The organism is Pedobacter sp. GSP4 (assembly GCF_051857575.1).
Taxonomy (GTDB): Bacteria; Bacteroidota; Bacteroidia; order Sphingobacteriales; family Sphingobacteriaceae; genus Pedobacter.
The window spans coordinates 1-19,075 of the sequence record NZ_JBPZIR010000015.1 but is presented as its reverse complement, the minus strand read 5'-3'; the positions used below and the strand labels follow the sequence as shown (position 1 = coordinate 19,075).

The window sequence follows — 19,075 nt, the reverse complement described above, 5'->3', positions numbered from 1 at the left end:
AAAACTTAAGATGGTTAATAATATTATTCGTATAATTGCTCCCTTTGACTTAGAAATTTACATAAAAATAAATGCATAAAATATATTTATCTGCTGTTGTGTTATTTGCCATGAATATTGCAAATGCCAAAGCCAATGCAGCGAGAGATTCTATCGGTGTAGAAAACAATAAAGGCAAAAAACTGATCGTTCACCAAACCGTAGCAAAAGATACTTATTATTCCATTGGAAGAAGGTACAATGTTTCTCCTAAAGAGATCATGACCTTTAACGACAACAAATACCTCCAGGTTGGTATAATTATCAAAGTACCTACCAATATTCCTTTTACCGGCACCGGTTCATCAAACACCACTGCTGGCACTCCTACGGCTAATATAGTTGAACATACCATTAAGCCAAAAGAAAACCTGAACATGCTGGCCGAAAAATACGGCACAACCATTAATGAAATTAAAAAATTAAATGGATTAACAGGCAATAATTTAAGCATAGGGCAAGTATTAAAAATCCCTGCAAAAAATACCGAACAAGCTGCTGCAGCTCCAGCAACGCCACCGGCAAAAAACAGTACCGAAAGCCAAACAGCCGATGCACCTACATCAGATCAGACCATGATTGAACATTCGGTGCAGCCTAAAGAGTTTTTAGGGAAAATTGCCGAAAAGTACGGAACAACTGTAGAAGAAATTAAAAAAGCCAATAACCTTTCTGGCAACAACCTGCGCATCGGCCAGAAACTTAAAATACCAGCCACCAAAAATATTGATGACAGCAAAATTGTAGCTGCAGCAGAAGAAAAACCTGTTCAAGACAACAAAGCAGCAGATGCCTCAGGTACGCACACCGTACTCAGAAACGAAACCATTTTTACCATTGCCAAGCAATATGGTGTTACCGCTTATCAGCTCAGAAAACTGAACGATTTGCCTGATAATGCCCTTACCATTGGTCAGGTGATTAAAGTGCCCGGAGGTATTGTAGCGGAAGTACAGGTGCCTAAAGAAAAGCAGGCCGAAACAAAAACCAAAGAAACACCGGCACAAAAAGAAGAAAGTTTTATCCATACGGTTGCTACCGGTGAAAACATTTTCTCTATTGCAAAAAAATATAACCTTACTGCTTATCAGATCAGAACAGCAAATAAACTAGATGATAACGCCATTAAGGTTGATCAAAAACTGATTATCCCTAAACCGCCACAGCCAAAATCTGTAAACGATCTTTCTAAAGAAGAACAAGAAGGAAACCCAGACAGCACAATGGTAAAAGACCCTAAGCTGCGCCGCGACCCAAGTGTATATGGCCTTAGCCAGATAGAAGAAAAAGGTACCGCAGTTTGGATTGCCGATCAGGATCTGGATGGGACAAAAATGTTGGTTTTACACCGCACAGCACCTGTGGGCAGGGTGATTAAGATTACCAACCCAATGACCAACCGCACAACCTTTGCAAAAGTTGTTGGTAAATTTACAGAGAACGAATCCACAAAAGATGTTATAATTGTAATGACTAAAGCAGTAGCCGATTCATTGGGTGCTTTAGACAAGCGTTTTTTCTGCAATTTAACTTATAGTGCTCAATGAGTTTGAACAAAAAGCCCTTTATTATTGGTATTGCCGGTGGAAGTGGATCGGGTAAAACATTTTTTTTAAACTGTTTTCTCCATCATTTTAAACAGGATGAGGTAACCCTTGTTTCGCAGGATGATTATTACATCCCTGCCGGCGAAATGACCCAGGAAGAAAATAAACTCTACAATTTCGACCTTCCTTCTACTATTGATAGCGAGCAGTTTTTAAGGGACATTAAACAACTGATAAACGGTGAAGTGGTTTACAAGAAAGAGTATAATTTCAATAATCCGCTTGCTGTAGTTAAAATCTTAGAAATCAAATCGGCACCGATTATTATTGTTGAAGGTCTTTTCATTCTTCATTTTAAAGAAATTGCAGCCCTGCTTGATCATACTATTTTTGTAGATGCCGATGAAAACGTTGCTTTAGACCGCCGTATCAAACGCGATGGTTTAGAACGTGGCTACCCTGAAGATGATGTTTTGTACAAATGGCATAACCATGTTGTACCGGCTTATAAAGAATACCTACTGCCCTACCGCGAACAATGCCATAAGGTAGTTATGAACAATACCAACGAACCTGATGAAATTATAGCCATTACGGAAGCCATTTCGAATGATTTAAGGAACAGCATTTTGGTAGATATAGACTAAAAACCGGCTGTATCATAAATTAAATCCATCAGGATTTGTCACGTTGAGCTTGTCGAAACGCTTTTCCAATGCTTGTAGGTAAGCCCTTGGACAAGCTCAGGATGACATCTTTATCATGATACAGCTTTCCAAATGCTAAATTGAGTTAGACAGAGTGCTTCGCCTCCCACTAATCCAACCTCATCTCCGGAATATCACCTTCTACCACCAACCTACCTGCTGTAGATTGCTGAATAAACTCGATACTTACCCCAGGTGCCCGTTCCAAAAGCTTAAAGCCACCTTCGGGCAGAACATCCAATACGGCCAGTTCGGTTACAATTTTTTTAATGCATTTTACGCCAGTTAAAGGCAAGGTACATTTGGGCAAAAGCTTACTCTCTCCAGCTTTATTGATGTGCTGCATGGCCACAATAATGTTTTTGGCCGATGCCACCAAATCCATTGCACCCCCCATACCTTTAACCATTTTACCGGGTATTTTCCAATTGGCAATGTCTCCATTTTCGGATACCTCCATGGCTCCTAAAATGGTTAAATCTACCTTTTGTGCCCTGATCATGCCAAAACTCATGGCCGAATCAAAAATAGACGAGCCTGGCAAGGTGGTTATGGTCTGTTTTCCGGCGTTGATTAAATCGGCATCTTCTTCTCCTTCAAATGGAAATGGCCCCATGCCCAATAATCCATTTTCTGATTGTAATACCACATTAATGCCTTTCGGGATATAATTGGCCACCAAGGTTGGTATGCCGATTCCGAGGTTAACATAATAACCGTCTTTTATTTCTTTAACGATACGCTGTGCAATTTCTTCTTTTGAAAACATATTTTTTTAATGATAGATTGAAAGAATTTTGAATGAATGAATGTGCTAATCTGCTATTCGACTTCTGACTTCCTTACCGTCCGCTGTTCAATTCTTTTTTCATAATCTTTACCTTCAAAAATACGGTGCACGTAAATACCCGGTGTGTGGATATAATCAGGATCAAGCGCTCCGGCTTCTACCAGTTCTTCTACTTCGGCAATGGTAATTTTACCGGCCATGGCCATTACCGGATTAAAATTCCTGCTGGTTGATCTAAATATCAGGTTTCCTGCTGTATCGCCTTTCCATGCCTTTACTATTGCAAAATCGGCATCAAAGGCATATTCCATTAAATAATCTTTGCCGTTAAAATTGCGGATTTCTTTTCCTTCGGCCACTTCAGTTCCAACACCAGCAGGTGTAAAAATAGCTGGCATACCATATCCGGCAGCTAAACAGCGTGTAGCCAAAGTACCCTGTGGAATAAGATCAACCTCCAGTTCGCCACTAAGCAGCTGCCTTTCAAATTCGGCATTTTCGCCAACGTACGAAGAAATCATTTTCTTGACCTGGCGCTGTTTCAGCATTAAACCAATACCGAAATCATCTACACCAGCATTATTAGAAATACAGGTTAAATGCTTTACCTGCTTATTTACCAAAGCGTTTATACAGTTTTCTGGAATGCCACAAAGCCCAAAACCACCGAGCATAATGGTTGCCCCATCTGATATATCGTGAATAGCCTCTTCGGCTCCAGATACAACTTTATTTATCATCTTATGAATTTTTGGTTAGTCCGCTAAATTACAAATTGCCATCAAAAATACTGCATTTATAATTTTATAAATCCATATTGAAATTTAATGATTGGAATTATTCTAAATAACCATTACCTTTGTGCTGCAATGATTTACGAGAGAGAAGAAAACATATTCATACTGCCCACCGATCCTGAATTTCAAAAAGGAATGGGCTTTATACTAAGTTGTACAGCAGAGCATAAAAAGTGCTGCGAGAAATTTAAGAAAGGCAAACGCTGCAAAAAATGTCCAGGCAGGAAAAAATAATTTCCTACTTTCCTATTTCTACAATTTTATCATCACTTCCGTTACTGGTACAGATGTAAATCTTACCTTCTGGAGATTGGCAAACAGCCCTTATTCTGCCATAGGTATTTACATAAAAATCTTTCGTTCCGGTAATTTTGGTCTGCGCATCATCCAGTTTAAGCTGCATCAGCTTTGTTCTCTTTAATACCGCCAATAACAGAGAATTTTTAAACTGGGGTATATAATCCGAATTATAATAGGCTAAACCACTTGGGGCAATGGTCGGTGTCCAATTAATAAGCGGCTCTGCCACATTATTGATGGAACAAAAAGACTGTTCGCTACTTTCGTTACAAAAACCTTTAATATTTGGCCATCCATAATTTCTTCCTTTTTCAATGATATTAATTTCATCATCCGAATCGGGACCATGCTCTGAAGAAAATATTTTGTTTCCAACCTGAACAAGTCCCTGTGCATTACGGTGCCCTAAACTCCAAACTGGATTATTGGGGTAAGGGTTATCTGCAGGAATGGAGCCATCTAAATTGATCCTTAGAATTTTACCGGCCAAAGAATTTACATTCTGAGGGTTTGCAGTATCAGAAGCATCACCGGTACTGATAAATAGCTTGCCTCCACTGATTAATAAACGCGAACCATTGTGTATAGAAGCCGCAGGAATCTGATCTAACAATATTTGCGGACTGGCTAAACTACCACCAGAATAGGTATACCGAACAACTTTGGCTTTATAGGTGGTACCATAGCCGTAAATTACATAAACATATGGATTGGCAGTAAAATCCGGGTGAAGGGTCATCCCTAGCAATCCACCTTCTCCATTGTTGCGTACTTCGGTAATGGTAAGTAATGGTGTAACCTGACCTGTTGATGGATTTAGCCTACTGATTTTACCGGCCTTTTCGGTAAACCAGATCAAATTATCTGGTCCATAAACCATTTCCCATGGAAGGTTCAATCCGGCAACAACAACTTTTGATTTTAATTCTACATCGGGCAATGTACCTGGGTTTTCATTACCATCATCACCATTCTTTTTGCAATTTGTAACAAGTAGCATTACAAATAGGCAGAGTAGTACTGTTCTCATAGCTGTAACGTTTTAAAAATAACACCGTTACAGCCATAAAGTTTTATATTCTGAGCTAATTATAATCCGTTAAATTGCTGTAAGATATTGCCATCTAGCAGTTTAAAGCAGAATGCTTGCGCTCGTTTCTAAGGCGTGCATAAATAGCACCGCGATTTATCGCAAAATATTAGCTAAGCTGTGTCGGACGGTACATCCAACACCACTACATCAAAAGCCCCTCCATCATCCATTTCCCATCATCCATCTTACCTAATTCAAATACACATAGGTTATTCCATCACCGCCTCTATCCGCATGCTCATCCTCCATCCTATTCACCTGACTGTATTTCCGTAAATATTCCCTGATCATTTTTCTCAGTATGCCATCTCCCTTGCCATGAATAAGTTTAATAGATGGAAAACCCAGCATAATGGCTTTATCCAAATATTTTTCAACTTCGAACAAGGCATCTTCAGTACGTTTACCACGGAGGTCAAGTTCTGCCCTGAAGCCAGAAACAGCTTCGTTCATCCGTCCGGCAAAAGAATTTGCACTGCTTTGCACTACCTTTTTAGCTTCCCTGTTGCTCACTTTCTGAACACGGTTCTTTTTAACCGTCGAACGTAAATCGCCAATGGCCAAAATCAGTTCGTTGCGGTTAATTTCTAAAACCTGTCCAAGGGTTTCACTATCTGTAAATTTAACCAAATCGCCAACTTCAATTTCACCTCCAACAACCACCGGTAATGGTTTTGGCCGCTCTTTCGGAATAGTATTTTTTACCAACTCCTTTTGCAGGTTCTGACGGAGCTCTTTTGTAACCGCTTTATCTGCCTGTTTTTCTTTAATCTCGGCAATGGTATTTTCTACCAGTTTATTTGCGTTTTTGATAATGTTCTGTGCTTCTTGCTTGGCTTCTTTAATCAGCACTTTCTTATTTTCTTCTAAAAACGCTTTGAGCTTTTCATTTTCAGCCACCAGGTTTTTAGCCTTATTCTGCTGGTTGGCCAAACTTACTTTCGCATCATACACATTCTTCTTTTCGCGCTCCAAATCAACCAGCATGGTATCCACACGGTTTTGGTTCGATCCTGTTTTTTGTTTGGCCAGTTCAATTACCTCTTTTGGTAAACCAATATTCTGTGCAATTTCGAATGCATAAGAACTGCCGGGCTTGCCCATTTCCAAAACATAAAGCGGTTTCATTTTGGCGTTATCAAAAAGCATCGAAGCATTTTCCAAACCTGGTGTATTACCTGCAAAAAGCTTTAAATTAGAATAGTGGGTTGTAATTACCCCCTTAACTTTTTTATTGTTCAACACTTCTAGAACGGCTTCTGCCATAGGCCCACCAAACTGCGGATCGGTACCTGTACCAAATTCATCAATCAGCACCATCGTTTTTGGAGAGGCATGCTCTACAAAATAACGCATCTTTTTAAGGTGCGCGCTATAGGTACTTAAATCACTTTCTATGGATTGATCATCGCCAATATCGGCAAAAATGTTTTCAAAAATACCTACTTCGCTATTCGCATCCACCGGAATCAGCAAGCCTGTTTGTAGCATAATCTGCAACAAACCAACTGTTTTCATACAAACAGATTTACCACCCGCATTAGGTCCCGATACCAATACCACACGTGTTTCAGCATCGATGTGAATATTTAACGGCGTTACCGTTTTCTTTTCAGCCGCAAATGATATCGATAACAAAGGGTGCCTCGCATTGATGAGCTTTGTTTTGGGCTCTTTTAACAAACCAGGCATTTCAGCTTCAATATCCAGCGCAAATAATGCTTTAGCACGTACGAAATCCAGTTTGGTTAAAAACCCATGGTACGAAAGCAATAATGGTGAATATGGACGCAGATCATCGGTTAAGGCAATTAAAATCTTAATAATTTCCCTGCGCTTATCAAATTCCAAATCGCGCAGCTTATTATTTAAGGTAAAAACTTCTTCAGGCTCAATATAAACGGTTTGCCCGGTTGCCGATTCATCGTGCACAAAACCCTTAAGCTTCCGCTTATTTTCTGCCAGCACGGGGATACACATCCTGCCATCGCGTATGGTCAAACTGCCGTCGGCTACCCAGTTATTGGCTATGGCCTGTTTGTAAATCGAATCCATCCGCTTCCGTACATCCTGCTCAGTTTTCGAAATAGCCGAGGTAATTTCCTGCAGCTCTTTCGAGGCATTGGGTTTAATCTTTCCTTTCGGGTCGATTACAGTTTCTATTTTCCGGAGGATATTTTTTTCAATGGGTAAATGCTCAAACAGCGCTTCGAGGGTTGGGTATACTTCGGCACGTTCTTCGAAAAAGCGAAGTACCGAAAAAACCGTTTGCAAAGAAGTATATACCTGAAACCATTCATCTTCTAACAGATAGGTTCCTTCTACCCTGATTTTCTCAACCAGCGATTTAATATCAAAAAAAGTATTGATCTGTAACGGCTCCTGGTTTTGCAGGATGCCTTTAAATTCATTTGTTTGCCGTAAAAATTTATCGATCTGATCAAAACGGTTCATCACCTGCATCTTTTGTACCATGGCCTGCCCCATTGGGCTTAAGCAATGCTTACTTATCAGCTGCCTTATCTCTACAAAACCTAAACGTTCTAAACAATTTTCGGGATATAACATATTATTGTACCATTGTTGGGCTTGAAGACGTTGCTAACGAGCCCGCTTTTTTTATTTTAATCAGCGAATCTGCCTCTTTTTTCTTTTTGGCAATTTCCGCTAAAGCCTTCACCTTCGATAAAGAATCTGGTTTCATTTTTTTTCTGATGGCAAGAGAATCCTTTTTAAATTTCTTAACAATAGCTAATGAATCGGCTTTAAATATTTTCTTCTTAATTAATAAATCGGCCAGTGCAGTACCTTTTTTCTGCATGGTCAACATTTTTTGTATGTTTTTATACATGGTCTCCAACTCTTTAGGGTTGGTATTGTACCAGATTAAGCTTTTATTATACTGTGCCGAATCTGTTCCAAATTTCTTGTAAATACCTTTGTAATAACCTGCGGCAACTTTTTTGGCCGAGTCTACCGCATATATGCTGGATAGGTAACCATCTACAATGTGCATGTCGTATAAAATCTTCTCCATTTTATCGGGTTTGATAATATCATCTGGTATGCCTGGTTTGCAGCCAAACCATAATACAGCTGTCATTAAAACCCATATTAATCTCTTCATCCTGAATTAAAGTATTATTTTTTGCCCAAATTGCGGCAAGGTTATTAATTTTACCAAAAATAGTTATAAATGAGCATAGCTGATAATCTTAAACAATATAAAAGCGAAGTTGAATCGGACGGGGTTAAACTGATTGCAGTTTCAAAAACACAACCTATTGAATCAATTTTAGAGGCATACAACGCCGGACAGCGTATTTTTGGCGAAAACCATGTACAGGAAATGGTTGATAAACAGGCGCAGCTTCCTGCAGATATCGAATGGCACCTTATTGGCCACCTGCAAACCAATAAAGTTAAATATATTGCACCTTTTGTTAAACTTATACATGGCGTTGATAGCTTAAAGTTACTTCAGGAAATTAACAAACAGGCTGCCAAGAACAAACGGGTAATCGATTGTTTATTACAGGTTTACATCGCCGATGAAGATACTAAATTCGGGCTTGGTTTTGACGAAGTAATTGAGCTTTTACGCGCGGAAGAATATGCTGAGCTGAAAAACATCCGCATTGTAGGCTTAATGGGCATTGCCACCAACACCAAAAACGAAAAGCAGATTACCGTTGAATTTAATGAACTAAAAGTATTTTTTGACGGCATTAAAGTAAGTTTTTTCCGTAAAGATGATGCCTTTAAAGAAATATCGACCGGAATGAGTGCCGATTATAAAATCGCCATTGAAGAAGGAAGTACTATGGTACGCATTGGCAGCAGTATTTTTGGCAAAAGGGTAATCAAACATTTCAAAAACGACATTACAGCCAATTAATATGGATTTTAACATCAGATTTGCAACGGCTGAAGATTGCCCAAGAATATTAGAACTGATTAACGAGCTTGCCGTTTATGAACGGGCACCCGAAGAAGTAACCGTTACCCTAGACCATTTTGTGGATGCCGGTTTTGGCGAAAACCCGGTTTGGAAAGCTTATGTGGCCGAAGTAGATAATACCATTGTAGGTTTTGCACTTTATTACACGCGCTATTCTACCTGGAAAGGCTGCAGGCTGTACCTCGAAGATTTTATCGTAACCGAAGAATATAGGGGAAAAGGATTGGGTAAGGTGTTGTTTGAAAAAGTTATAGAAGAAGCCAAAAACGGCAATTATAGCGGTATGGTTTGGCAGGTATTAGACTGGAACGAACCCGCCATAAATTTTTACAATAAATATAAAGCACATTTAGAAAGCGGCTGGTTAAACGCAGCTTTCTCTAAAGAACAGATCAAGGCATTTTAATATGGATATTTTTAAGTTTGGTGGTGCCTCGGTAAAAGATGCAGATGGCGTAAAAAATCTGGCCAATATTGTTCGCGATTACAAAAAAGGAAACCTGCTTATAGTGGTTTCGGCAATGGGCAAAATTACCGATAAACTGGAGGCACTTACGCAGGCCTATTTATCGCAAGATGAAAATGCACACGCCATTTTTGAAGAGGTTAAACATTTTCATTTCAACATTATAGATCAGCTCTTTCAGGGCAAACACAATGTGGTGTACGATGATGTGGCCAATACCTTTGTCGAAATCGACTGGCTGATTGAAGACGAACCAGATAACAATCCAGATTACATTTACGATCAGATTGTATCCATCGGCGAGGTGGTATCTACCAAAATTGTGGCTGCTTGGCTTAACGAAACCGGCAATAAAGCACTTTGGGCCGATGCGCGCAATTATATCCAAACCGATAACACCTACCGCGAAGGAAAAGTAGATTGGGCTAAAACTAACCAGATTATACAAAAAGACTTAAGCCCCCTCCTATCCGAAAACATCATTGTAACACAGGGTTTTATTGGCGGCACAAGTGAAAACTATACCACAACCTTAGGCCGTGAGGGCTCTGATTATTCGGCTGCCATATTTGCTTCATGCCTTAATGCCGCTGCACTTACCATATGGAAAGATGTACCGGGGGTTTTAAATGCAGACCCTAAGTGGTTCGATGAAACCGAAAAGATAGACCAGCTTTCTTACCACGATGCAATAGAGCTTACTTACTATGGTGCAACGGTAATCCACCCGAAAACGATAAAACCACTGCAAAACAAAGGTATTCCGCTTTTTGTAAGGTCATTTATCCAGCCAGAAGGTACCGGAACAGCCATTACAAAAGAAAATAATCCATTACCTGTTCCATCTTTTATTTTTAAGGTTAACCAAGCGCTGATTTCTATCTTTCCGAAAGATTATTCATTTATAATAGAAGAAAACCTGAGCAACATTTTTGAGCTTTTCCATACACATAAGATCAAAATAAATACCATGCTCAACTCAGCCATAAGTTTTTCGGTAAGTGTTGACGATCACCCCACTCAAATCGAAAAACTGATTAAAGATTTATCGCAAGAATTTACCGTAAAATACAATAAAGGATTAGAGCTCGTAACTATCAGGTATTACAACCAACAAACGATAGACCGTGTAACCGTTGATAAAGATATTTTGCTGGAAGTGAAAAGCCGCCATACCTGCCAAATGGTGATGAAGAATAAGTAGGGAATTAGTTTCAAGTATTGAGTATCAAGACCGTTGCATCTATACTTTTGATCCTGTTACTCGATACTAGCTTCCAAAACACATAACACCATCAAATGAACAACAACCTTTTAGCTACAGCCGTTCAAGATTACATCAATGCAAACCTAAATGCAGATGTAAATCAGATTGCTTTAGCTAAGAGTCCGTTTGAAGGCATAAGTGCAGCAGAACTGGCTACACAGATCTCCGCTAAAAAGAAATCAGAAAAGAAATTACCAACCTGGTTTAATGCCCAAAACATTTACTATCCGCCAGTACTTTCTATCGAACAAACATCTTCCGAAATTACGGCGCAGTATAAATCTACACTGGCCAAAGGCGATACCTTAATTGATATAACCGGTGGCTTTGGAGTTGACAGCTATTATTTTTCAAAAAAAGTAAAAGAAGTTACACATTGCGAAATCAATCCCGGTTTATCTGCAATGGCCAAACACAATGCTACAGCGCTGCAGGCAGATAACATCAGCTTTAAAGCAGAAGATGGAATTGCTTATGTTAAGGCCGCGAACCAACACTTCGATACGGTTTATGTAGACCCTGCAAGAAGAGCCGAAAAAGGAAAGGTTTTTATGCTGAAAGATTGTACGCCCGATATTGTAGCCAACTTGGACGCATTATTGGAAAAATCGGAAAGAATAATCATCAAAACTGCTCCTTTGCTCGACATCACTGCAGGTCTTTCCGAATTAAAACAGGTAAGCGAAATCCACATTGTGAGCGTGAAGAACGAATGCAAAGAACTTTTATGGGTAATTGACAAAGGTTTTAATCAGGACACCAAAATTATTGCCGTAACCTTAAATCAGGAAATTGAAAAAAAATTTTCCTTCAATAGGCTATCCGTTAATGAGACTGTCGAATTTGCAACCACCTTAAATAGCGGCCATTATTTATACGAACCAGATGCTGCATTGTTAAAATCAGGTGCATTTAATTTAATCGGCACAGCCTATAACCTATCCAAACTGCATCCGCAAACGCAATTATACACTTCTGCTACAATCAATACTGACTTTCCTGGCCGTATATTTAAAATTGAGGAAATTTTAACTACAGGAGCCCTCAAAAAGCTTGTTAACTTAACCGGAAATGTAATCGTTAGAAATTACCCTGCAAAACCCGAAGAGCTGGTCAAAAAGTATAAAATAAAACCCCATCAAGATCAGTTTCTGATTTTTACCAAAGTAGCCAATGGAGATAATGTGATTTTAAAGGCTTCGATTATTCAGTATTATTAGCCTCAGTTTTTGTGCCGTCTCACACCTACAGATCGTCATGCTGAACTCTTTTATTAGTAGTTCTATGGTCTTCAAAGGTCTAATAGCTACTTAGTGGTCAGCATCTTTCCTGCTAAAAGCTCCTGAAATAAATCAGTTAGCTATCTAAATCAGGTTGACGCCGTTCTTAATACAAAAAGCCCTTCTTTCGAAAGGCTTTTTGCAGGGATGAAGAAATTAAGTATAAATATCGCTTAAACCTTCTTAACGTTTACGGCCTGTAAACCTTTTCTGCCTTCAGCTACTTCAAATTCTACTGTGTCGTTTTCTTTTAAGCTTTCGATTCCACCTAAAACATCTTTAAAATGTACAAATAAGTCTTTATTGTCTTCCTGCACAATAAATCCAAAGCCTTTTTGAGTGTTAAACCACTTAACTTTTCCGGTTGCCATAAAAAAATAAAAAATTGTATAAAATAAATAAACTTCTACGCTTTGATTCTTATTTAATTCAACCAATTGACCATTAAAACGAATAAAACAATCAGATTAAGCGCTAATATTGAAACAAAACTATCAAATATAATAATTTAAGGATATAATACAAGCCCATTTTGGCCAATCAACAATAATGTTGCGTTCCTTAAAAAAATGACCAAATTATTTATTGGGCTGTGGCGTAGTGCGTAAATATGGCTTTATAACCTTATGTCCTTTCGGAAACTTAGCAGGAATATCCTCCGTTTTAATGCTGTTCACCACAATTACATCTTCACCATCCTTCCAATCAGCAGGTGTGGCTACGCTATAATTGGCCGTAAGCTGTAAAGAATCGATTACACGCAATACTTCGTTAAAGTTTCTACCGGTCGATGCTGGGTAGGTAATGGTTAACTTAACCTTTTTATCGGGACTGATAACAAATAATGACCTTACGGTTAATGTTTCTGAAGCATTTGGATGGATCATATCATAAAGATTGGCCACCGTTTTATCCGGATCGGCAATAATCGGGAATTCTACCGATGTATGCTGCGTTTCGTTGATATCGTTAATCCAACCTTTATGCGATTCTGCCGAATCTACGCTTAAAGCCAAAACTTTAACATTTCTTTTCTCAAACTCGTCTTTAAGCGCTGCCGTTCTGCCCAGCTCTGTTGTACAAACAGGGGTATAATCGGCCGGATGGGAAAACAATACGCCCCAGCTATCGCCTAAATATTCGTAAAAATCTATTTTGCCTATCGAGGTATCGGCCTGGAAATTTGGTGCGGTATCACCTAGTCTTATACTCATAATATGATTTAATTAAAGTTGATTTAAACAAATCTAACAAATACTATACTAAATACATAGACATTATCTTATTTTAAGACATCCAGATTATAAAACAAAAAACCCTGAAGAGTTTAATCAACAGGGCTTCAAGAATATTAATTTGTTTGGGGGTATTAATTGTAAGCTTTGATCATGAAAACATAATCCTGAAGTTTTTCAATCTGTTTTGTACGTTTCAACCCAGATAATGCACTTTTCTTATTGACAGAAAGCTTATTTTTCCCTAAAGAATCTTGAGGAATAGCACGCATCGCCTCTAAAATATATTTTGATTTGACAGCAAAAGCAGCACCTTCAGTTTGATCGGGCTTACTGCTGATGATGCCCACCAAGTTACCATTGTTATCCAATACCGGGCCACCGCTGTTACCAGGATTTACAGCAATTGCAACTTGATATTGCGTGGTATCGCCCACAAAGCCGTTTTTCGAACTTACATAACCTTCGCCTAAAACGGCATCATCCTTTGGATAACCCAAAGTATACACCATTTCGCCGATGCTGCTTGTACTTCTTTTAACTGTATAGGGCAAAGTAGATAGGTTTGCAAAATTTTTATCGCTGATCTTTAAAATAGCAATATCGTTCTGTGGATCGGTATATACTGATTTAACCTTGAAAGACTCTCCTTTACTGTTTTGAACGTAAAGCGAATCTGCACCATTAATTACGTGAAGATTGGTTAAGATATATCCATTAGAAGAAATGGCAAAACCCGTACCCCCAACACTATTTTGAACTGCAGGTTTTCCAACAACAGCAGATGTGCTGTTTATTTTTCTAATCAGGCTATTTTGTGTTTTTATGGCTTTATTTACCTGGCTGCTTAGCAATACCAGTTGTTCTTTTTGCCTGGTATTATGCTGGATGGAATAAACTGAAACCAACGACAGTACCAAAAAAGAAGCGGCTATGGCAATTGCCGATTTATGTTTGCGCCACAGCTGAACCACACGCGATGGATGCGGCCTCAGCGCCGAAGCCAAACCATCCACATCAATTTCTGAATGAATCTGGTTTAACTGCGCTTTCAAATGAACCTGGGCAGCAAACATCTCTATGGATTCTAAGAAAAACTTATGCGAAACCACCTTATGATCCACAGTGGCATCATTACGGCGTAACTGTTCAAAAGCTTCAGTTTCCTGTGCATTAAGCTTACCTAATAAGTAATCTTCAATAATTGCATCTAACTCCAAATCGTTTCTCATTTCACTATTTATGCTTGAAAAAATATTTTCTTTAACCTTTGCAGGCATTTGTACTTCTGTGTTTTTGCATTATCGGTATTGGTGTAACCAAACTTTTCGCAAATATCCTGCATGGATAAGTTGTGGATATAAAAATCCTGAATAATAGTTTTACAGGGTTCGCCAAGATGATCCAACGCCGATTGCATTTTTACAAAGGCCAGGTCTTTCTCTTCGTGCTGTTCAACATCTTCCTCAACGGCAAACACATCCTCATAATCGGTAATGTTGCCGGCTTTTTTACTGTTTAAGCTTAGTTTCTTAAGCCAAATCCGCCTGCAAACAGAATAAATATAGGTTTTCAGTTTACTGCTGAGCTCGAAATTACCCTCCTTAATTTTGTTATATAAAATAATAATCGCTTCCTGATAAACATCTTTTGCATCATCTTCGTCGCCATTATTATTAAGGATAAACTGCAAAACCATTGCATAATACGCCTTGTATAACTTGTTAAGTGTATCGGCTGAGTTATTTAGAATACCTAAAATAACCTCTCTATCTGTTGGAACTGAACTCTTTAAACTGTTATTCACTAGTTAATACATTTTTCTATAAATAGTAACCCAATATTAGACAAAAAAATATTTATAGCTACTATAAATGCTTAATACAAACTTAAGCTTAACGGTAACCCAAATAGCAAGAAAAAATATTTTCACTTTTTTTCAATTTATCGGGTTACCTTTTTACCTTTGCGGCATTAACAAGAAAATTAATTACTTAAAAAAATTCAAAAATGAAAAATGCATTCAAATTAGGCTTTTTAGCTTTAGCTTTATCTTTATCAGTTGTTGCTTGTAACTCAGAAAAAAAAGCTGAAGGTACTGATACTACTTTAACTGATTCTTCTACTATCGTTACTGATACTACTGCAAAAGATACTACAGTTAAAGATTCTACAGTTAAAGATACTACTGTAAAAACTACTACAACTACAGAAGAAGTTAAACACTAGTCTAACTTTACCATATAAAAAAGGCTTCCAGTTTTGCACTGGAAGCCTTTTTTATTTTTTTTTATTTTTTTGGGTTACCTTTTCCATTTACCTGTATTAAGAGGTAAATTAATTAATTTACTTAAAACAAAAATTATTCAAAATGAAAAATGCATTCAAATTAGGCTTTTTAGCTTTAGCTTTATCTTTATCAGTTGTTGCTTGTAACTCAGAAAAAAAAGCTGAAGGTACTGATACTACTTTAACTGATTCTTCTGCTATCGTTACTGATACAACTGCAAAAGATACTGTAGTTAAAGATTCTACTGTAAAAGATACTACTGTAAAAACTACTACAGAAAAAACTGAAGTTAAACACTAGTCTAACTTACTTATAAAAAAAGCCTCTTGATGTAAAAATCAGGAGGCTTTTTTGTTATGATCCATAATCGGGTTACCTTTTAAGGTTTTGGGTATTAATAGTATAAGTTTAACCTAAAACATTATAAAAAATGAAAAATGCATTCAAATTAGGCTTTTTAGCCCTTGCTTTATCTTTAACAGTTGCTGCTTGCGGATCAGACAAAAAAGCTGACGGTGCTGACACAACAGTTACCGATTCTTCGACAATTATTACGGATACAACTGCAGTTGATACTACTGTTAAAGATTCTACAGTAAAAGATACCACAGTAAAAGCTACTACAACGACTACAGAAGAAGTAAAACACTAATTTTATTTCAAAAATTCACCAAAAAAAGGCTTTGATTTCAAATCGAAGCCTTTTTTATTTAAAAATAAGGGCGAAATTTTTAAGTTTTTTATATAAATTAGCGTGTAATTAATTTTTAAAACCAAACAAATCGAAAAAAAAAAATGAAAAATGCATTTAAATTTGGCTTTTTAGCTCTAGCGCTTTCTTTATCTGTTGCGGCTTGTAACTCAGAAAAAAAAGCTGAAGGCGGTGATTCATCTGCTGTAGATACTACAGTTGTTGATACTACTGTTAAAGATACTACAGTAAAAGATACAACTGTAAAAGACACTACTGTAAAAGATACAATTAAAAAATAGTTTATCTTTTCATCAAAAAAGGCCTTAGAAATTCTAAGGCCTTTTTTATTTATATTAATTTGCAGAAATCAAGACCTTAAATCCATCAATTGTAGTAAATTTGCGGCAAAAATATAATCCGCATAATGAATTTAACATCACTACAGGCTATTTCACCAGTTGATGGTCGTTACAGAAAAACAACCGAAAGTTTAGCTGCTTACTTTTCAGAGGAAGCATTGATAAAATACCGTGTTTTTGTAGAAATCGAATATTTTATCGCACTTTGTGAAATCAACTTGCCTGGACTGCAAAATTTTGATAAAAACCTTTATGCAGCATTACGCAAAATCCACGAAAATTTTTCGGAGGCCGATGCTTTGGAAATTAAGGAAACCGAAAAAGTTACCAACCATGATGTTAAGGCAGTAGAATACTTTATTAAAAGTAAATTCGATGCGCTATCACTTCAAAACTACAAAGAGTTTATCCATTTCGGTTTAACTTCTCAGGATATCAATAATACAGCCATCCCCTATTCGGTTAAACTTGCGCTGAACGAAAGTTATTATCCTGCCATTCAAAGTTTAATAGAAAAAGTAAATGCATTGGCAACCGAATGGGCAGCTGTACCCATGCTGGCACACACCCATGGGCAACCTGCTTCTCCAACCAAATTGGGTAAAGAGTTTTTGGTTTTTGCCGATCGTTTAAGTATCCAGCTAGAAAGCTTAAAAAATATTCCGAACAGTGCCAAATTTGGCGGTGCTACCGGAAATTTCAACGCCCACCACATTGCGTATCCTGAAGTGAACTGGGTAGACTTTTCCAATCAATTTGTAAATGAAACGCTAGGTTTAACACGTGCGCAACATACCACACAGATTGAGCACTACGATCAATTTGCGGCACAATGCGATGCGTTGAAACGTATTAACAACATCATTATCGATTTAGACCGAGATATTTGGACCTACATTTCGAAAAACTATTTCAAACAGAAAATTAAAGCTGGTGAAATCGGATCATCGGCCATGCCACACAAGGTTAACCCTATTGATTTTGAAAATGCAGAGGGTAACGCTGGAATTGCCAATGCCTTATTTGAGTTTTTTGCGGCAAAACTTCCAATTTCACGTTTACAGCGTGATTTAACTGACTCGACCGTATTAAGAAATATTGGTGTTCCTTTTGGTCATACCTTGATTGCCATCAATGCAACCTTGCGCGGCCTAAACAAAATCTTATTAAACGAAGCTGCTTTACAGGCCGATTTAGATGAGAACTGGGCGGTTGTTGCCGAGGCTATCCAAACGGTTTTACGTAGAGAAAACTTCCCTAACCCTTACGAAGCGTTAAAAGAACTGACCAGAACAAACTCAAAAATCAATGCTGCAAGTATTGCCGGGTTTATTGAGGGATTAGCGGTTTCTGAAGATGTTAAAGCGCAGTTAAGAACCATTACGCCATTTAATTATACTGGCATTTTCTAGTTGAATTAAATTGACGCTAAGCAGACAGCTGTACAGCGCTTTATTAATGACTAATTGTTAATTTTGTTTATTCAAATTGATTAAGACATGACGATTAACGTATATACAGAACAGACTCCGAATCCAGCTACCATGAAATTTATGGTAAATAAGCTGTTAATAAATGGCAGTGAAGATTTTGCAACTAAAGAAAGTGCAGAACACTCACCTTTTGCAAAGGAGTTATTTAAGTTCAACTTTGTTTCTGGCGTTTTTTTCGCCAGTAATTTTGTTACGATTACTAAAACAGAGGACGCTGAATGGGCAGATATCGAAGCGATTTTAAAAGAATTTGTTAAAGGCGCTGTAGAATCTGAATTAAAAATTAAGGAAGCAACTGCTGATGAGGCACCTACATTTGAAGGTTCTGAAACAGAGATCAAAATCCAACAGATTTTGCACGATTACGTTCGTCCGGCTGTGGAGCAGGATGGCGGAGCAATTACCTATAAATCTTTTGATGAAGGTGTGGTAACGGTTGAATTACGCGGTTCGTGCAGTGGTTGTCCATCTTCTACCATTACCTTGAAATCAGGTATCCAGAATCTTCTGCAAAGAATGGTACCTGAAGTTACAGAAGTGGTTTCGGAAGCCCTATAATTTGTGCATTTTTCATAGTATATAGTAAAAAGGTCCTGATGAAAATCGGGACCTTTTTTTTATGTGAACCTCTTTCCCGTCCTTTAGATTTGTATTGGTCTTTTATTTTAAGGATTACAAATATTTAATTTGCTTAAATTATTAATCAGATTACCTAAAGCGGTAGCGGCACATTAAAATGTCGTCAAGGTTTTTATGC

Annotated in this window: 21 protein-coding genes; 12 read left to right on the top strand and 9 right to left on the bottom strand. The window is 37.8% G+C overall.

Annotation, left to right across the window (positions count from 1 at the left end; genetic code table 11):
• Positions 1-71 precede the first annotated feature (71 nt).
• Together ACS5PU_RS24175 and ACS5PU_RS24170 are read left to right on the top strand one after the other, a co-directional pair.
• Complete coding sequence (locus ACS5PU_RS24175; RefSeq protein WP_439461726.1) at positions 72-1,586, top strand: LysM peptidoglycan-binding domain-containing protein; 1,515 nt, start codon at positions 72-74, stop codon at positions 1,584-1,586.
• Between the two features lie 2 nt (positions 1,587-1,588).
• Positions 1,589-2,233 carry a uridine kinase family protein gene (locus tag ACS5PU_RS24170; RefSeq protein WP_439461739.1) on the top strand — a complete coding sequence of 215 codons (645 nt, stop codon included), beginning with the start codon at positions 1,589-1,591 and terminating at the stop codon, positions 2,231-2,233.
• Between the two features lie 169 nt (positions 2,234-2,402).
• On the opposite strand, the gene ACS5PU_RS24165 is transcribed toward ACS5PU_RS24170, so the two are convergent.
• The 5 genes from ACS5PU_RS24165 to ACS5PU_RS24145 form a co-directional block, all read right to left on the bottom strand.
• On the bottom strand, positions 2,403-3,062 hold the full coding sequence (locus tag ACS5PU_RS24165; protein WP_439461725.1) for a CoA transferase subunit B: 660 nt from the start codon (positions 3,060-3,062) through the stop codon (positions 2,403-2,405).
• A gap of 53 nt (positions 3,063-3,115) precedes the next feature.
• Positions 3,116-3,823, bottom strand: coding sequence for a CoA transferase subunit A (locus ACS5PU_RS24160; RefSeq protein ID WP_439461724.1), 708 nt, complete (start codon positions 3,821-3,823; stop codon positions 3,116-3,118).
• A 295-nt stretch (positions 3,824-4,118) separates the two neighbouring features.
• The gene (locus ACS5PU_RS24155; protein ID WP_439461723.1) at positions 4,119-5,210 is read right to left on the bottom strand and encodes a PQQ-dependent sugar dehydrogenase; all 1,092 of its coding nucleotides are present in this window, start codon (positions 5,208-5,210) and stop codon (positions 4,119-4,121) included.
• A 252-nt stretch (positions 5,211-5,462) separates the two neighbouring features.
• Entirely contained in the window at positions 5,463-7,841 is a 2,379-nt protein-coding gene (locus ACS5PU_RS24150; RefSeq protein ID WP_439461722.1) for an endonuclease MutS2, read from the bottom strand.
• A gap of 1 nt (position 7,842) precedes the next feature.
• Complete coding sequence (locus tag ACS5PU_RS24145; RefSeq protein ID WP_439461721.1) at positions 7,843-8,376, bottom strand: DUF4296 domain-containing protein; 534 nt, start codon at positions 8,374-8,376, stop codon at positions 7,843-7,845.
• A gap of 93 nt (positions 8,377-8,469) precedes the next feature.
• Here ACS5PU_RS24145 and ACS5PU_RS24140 point away from each other — a divergent pair, with 93 nt between their 5' ends.
• The 4 genes from ACS5PU_RS24140 to ACS5PU_RS24125 all read left to right on the top strand — a co-directional run bounded on the left by ACS5PU_RS24140 (position 8,470) and on the right by ACS5PU_RS24125 (position 12,187).
• Positions 8,470-9,171 carry a YggS family pyridoxal phosphate-dependent enzyme gene (locus ACS5PU_RS24140; RefSeq protein ID WP_439461720.1) on the top strand — a complete coding sequence of 234 codons (702 nt, stop codon included), beginning with the start codon at positions 8,470-8,472 and terminating at the stop codon, positions 9,169-9,171.
• Position 9,172: 1 nt separating this feature from the next.
• Complete coding sequence (locus tag ACS5PU_RS24135; RefSeq protein WP_439461719.1) at positions 9,173-9,640, top strand: GNAT family N-acetyltransferase; 468 nt, start codon at positions 9,173-9,175, stop codon at positions 9,638-9,640.
• Between the two features lies 1 nt (position 9,641).
• Positions 9,642-10,904: an aspartate kinase gene (locus ACS5PU_RS24130; RefSeq protein WP_439461718.1), complete on the top strand. Its 1,263-nt coding sequence runs from the start codon at positions 9,642-9,644 to the stop codon at positions 10,902-10,904.
• A 95-nt stretch (positions 10,905-10,999) separates the two neighbouring features.
• Positions 11,000-12,187 carry a class I SAM-dependent methyltransferase gene (locus tag ACS5PU_RS24125; RefSeq protein ID WP_439461717.1) on the top strand — a complete coding sequence of 396 codons (1,188 nt, stop codon included), beginning with the start codon at positions 11,000-11,002 and terminating at the stop codon, positions 12,185-12,187.
• A 233-nt stretch (positions 12,188-12,420) separates the two neighbouring features.
• Here ACS5PU_RS24125 and ACS5PU_RS24120 read toward each other — a convergent pair whose 3' ends face one another.
• The 4 genes from ACS5PU_RS24120 to ACS5PU_RS24105 all read right to left on the bottom strand — a co-directional run bounded on the left by ACS5PU_RS24120 (position 12,421) and on the right by ACS5PU_RS24105 (position 15,289).
• A complete protein-coding gene (locus ACS5PU_RS24120) occupies positions 12,421-12,618 on the bottom strand; it encodes a cold-shock protein (protein WP_029276380.1) in 198 nt (65 codons plus the stop codon).
• 207 nt (positions 12,619-12,825) lie between these two features.
• A complete protein-coding gene (locus tag ACS5PU_RS24115; RefSeq protein WP_439461716.1) occupies positions 12,826-13,461 on the bottom strand; it encodes a peroxiredoxin in 636 nt (211 codons plus the stop codon).
• Positions 13,462-13,616: 155 nt separating this feature from the next.
• Positions 13,617-14,714, bottom strand: coding sequence for a S1C family serine protease (locus ACS5PU_RS24110; protein WP_439461715.1), 1,098 nt, complete (start codon positions 14,712-14,714; stop codon positions 13,617-13,619).
• Positions 14,715-14,722: 8 nt separating this feature from the next.
• Positions 14,723-15,289: an RNA polymerase sigma factor gene (locus ACS5PU_RS24105; RefSeq protein ID WP_439461714.1), complete on the bottom strand. Its 567-nt coding sequence runs from the start codon at positions 15,287-15,289 to the stop codon at positions 14,723-14,725.
• A 203-nt stretch (positions 15,290-15,492) separates the two neighbouring features.
• On the opposite strand from ACS5PU_RS24105, the gene ACS5PU_RS24100 reads away from it, so the two are divergent.
• From ACS5PU_RS24100 to ACS5PU_RS24075, 6 genes are all read left to right on the top strand, one after another.
• Positions 15,493-15,711, top strand: a complete 219-nt coding sequence (locus tag ACS5PU_RS24100; RefSeq protein ID WP_215127991.1) for a hypothetical protein — start codon at positions 15,493-15,495, stop codon at positions 15,709-15,711.
• A gap of 142 nt (positions 15,712-15,853) precedes the next feature.
• The gene (locus ACS5PU_RS24095; protein ID WP_439461713.1) at positions 15,854-16,072 is read left to right on the top strand and encodes a hypothetical protein; all 219 of its coding nucleotides are present in this window, start codon (positions 15,854-15,856) and stop codon (positions 16,070-16,072) included.
• 130 nt (positions 16,073-16,202) lie between these two features.
• Positions 16,203-16,424, top strand: coding sequence for a hypothetical protein (locus ACS5PU_RS24090; RefSeq protein ID WP_439461712.1), 222 nt, complete (start codon positions 16,203-16,205; stop codon positions 16,422-16,424).
• A 143-nt stretch (positions 16,425-16,567) separates the two neighbouring features.
• Positions 16,568-16,765, top strand: a complete 198-nt coding sequence (locus ACS5PU_RS24085; RefSeq protein ID WP_439461711.1) for a hypothetical protein — start codon at positions 16,568-16,570, stop codon at positions 16,763-16,765.
• Positions 16,766-16,890: 125 nt separating this feature from the next.
• Positions 16,891-18,237, top strand: a complete 1,347-nt coding sequence (gene purB / locus ACS5PU_RS24080) for an adenylosuccinate lyase (RefSeq protein WP_439461710.1) — start codon at positions 16,891-16,893, stop codon at positions 18,235-18,237.
• An 87-nt stretch (positions 18,238-18,324) separates the two neighbouring features.
• Entirely contained in the window at positions 18,325-18,876 is a 552-nt protein-coding gene (locus tag ACS5PU_RS24075; protein ID WP_439461709.1) for a NifU family protein, read from the top strand.
• The last annotated feature ends 199 nt before the right edge of the window (positions 18,877-19,075 follow it).

Excerpts from the sequence above, each read along its gene's own strand:
- ACS5PU_RS24100 (WP_215127991.1), top strand. The coding sequence starts at position 15,493 with ATGAAAAATGCATTCAAATTAGGCTTTTTAGCTTTAGCTTTATCTTTA.
- ACS5PU_RS24110 (WP_439461715.1), bottom strand. The coding sequence starts at position 14,714 with ATGAGAAACGATTTGGAGTTAGATGCAATTATTGAAGATTACTTATTA.
- ACS5PU_RS24115 (WP_439461716.1), bottom strand. The coding sequence starts at position 13,461 with ATGAGTATAAGACTAGGTGATACCGCACCAAATTTCCAGGCCGATACC.
- ACS5PU_RS24145 (WP_439461721.1), bottom strand. The coding sequence starts at position 8,376 with ATGACAGCTGTATTATGGTTTGGCTGCAAACCAGGCATACCAGATGAT.
- ACS5PU_RS24160 (WP_439461724.1), bottom strand. The coding sequence starts at position 3,823 with ATGATAAATAAAGTTGTATCTGGAGCCGAAGAGGCTATTCACGATATA.
- ACS5PU_RS24090 (WP_439461712.1), top strand. The coding sequence starts at position 16,203 with ATGAAAAATGCATTCAAATTAGGCTTTTTAGCCCTTGCTTTATCTTTA.
- ACS5PU_RS24140 (WP_439461720.1), top strand. The coding sequence starts at position 8,470 with ATGAGCATAGCTGATAATCTTAAACAATATAAAAGCGAAGTTGAATCG.
- ACS5PU_RS24130 (WP_439461718.1), top strand. The coding sequence starts at position 9,642 with ATGGATATTTTTAAGTTTGGTGGTGCCTCGGTAAAAGATGCAGATGGC.
- ACS5PU_RS24085 (WP_439461711.1), top strand. The coding sequence starts at position 16,568 with ATGAAAAATGCATTTAAATTTGGCTTTTTAGCTCTAGCGCTTTCTTTA.
- ACS5PU_RS24120 (WP_029276380.1), bottom strand. The coding sequence starts at position 12,618 with ATGGCAACCGGAAAAGTTAAGTGGTTTAACACTCAAAAAGGCTTTGGA.
- ACS5PU_RS24175 (WP_439461726.1), top strand. The coding sequence starts at position 72 with ATGCATAAAATATATTTATCTGCTGTTGTGTTATTTGCCATGAATATT.
- ACS5PU_RS24075 (WP_439461709.1), top strand. The coding sequence starts at position 18,325 with ATGACGATTAACGTATATACAGAACAGACTCCGAATCCAGCTACCATG.
- ACS5PU_RS24125 (WP_439461717.1), top strand. The coding sequence starts at position 11,000 with ATGAACAACAACCTTTTAGCTACAGCCGTTCAAGATTACATCAATGCA.
- ACS5PU_RS24095 (WP_439461713.1), top strand. The coding sequence starts at position 15,854 with ATGAAAAATGCATTCAAATTAGGCTTTTTAGCTTTAGCTTTATCTTTA.
- ACS5PU_RS24150 (WP_439461722.1), bottom strand. The coding sequence starts at position 7,841 with ATGTTATATCCCGAAAATTGTTTAGAACGTTTAGGTTTTGTAGAGATA.
- purB (WP_439461710.1), top strand. The coding sequence starts at position 16,891 with ATGAATTTAACATCACTACAGGCTATTTCACCAGTTGATGGTCGTTAC.
- ACS5PU_RS24155 (WP_439461723.1), bottom strand. The coding sequence starts at position 5,210 with ATGAGAACAGTACTACTCTGCCTATTTGTAATGCTACTTGTTACAAAT.
- ACS5PU_RS24165 (WP_439461725.1), bottom strand. The coding sequence starts at position 3,062 with ATGTTTTCAAAAGAAGAAATTGCACAGCGTATCGTTAAAGAAATAAAA.
- ACS5PU_RS24135 (WP_439461719.1), top strand. The coding sequence starts at position 9,173 with ATGGATTTTAACATCAGATTTGCAACGGCTGAAGATTGCCCAAGAATA.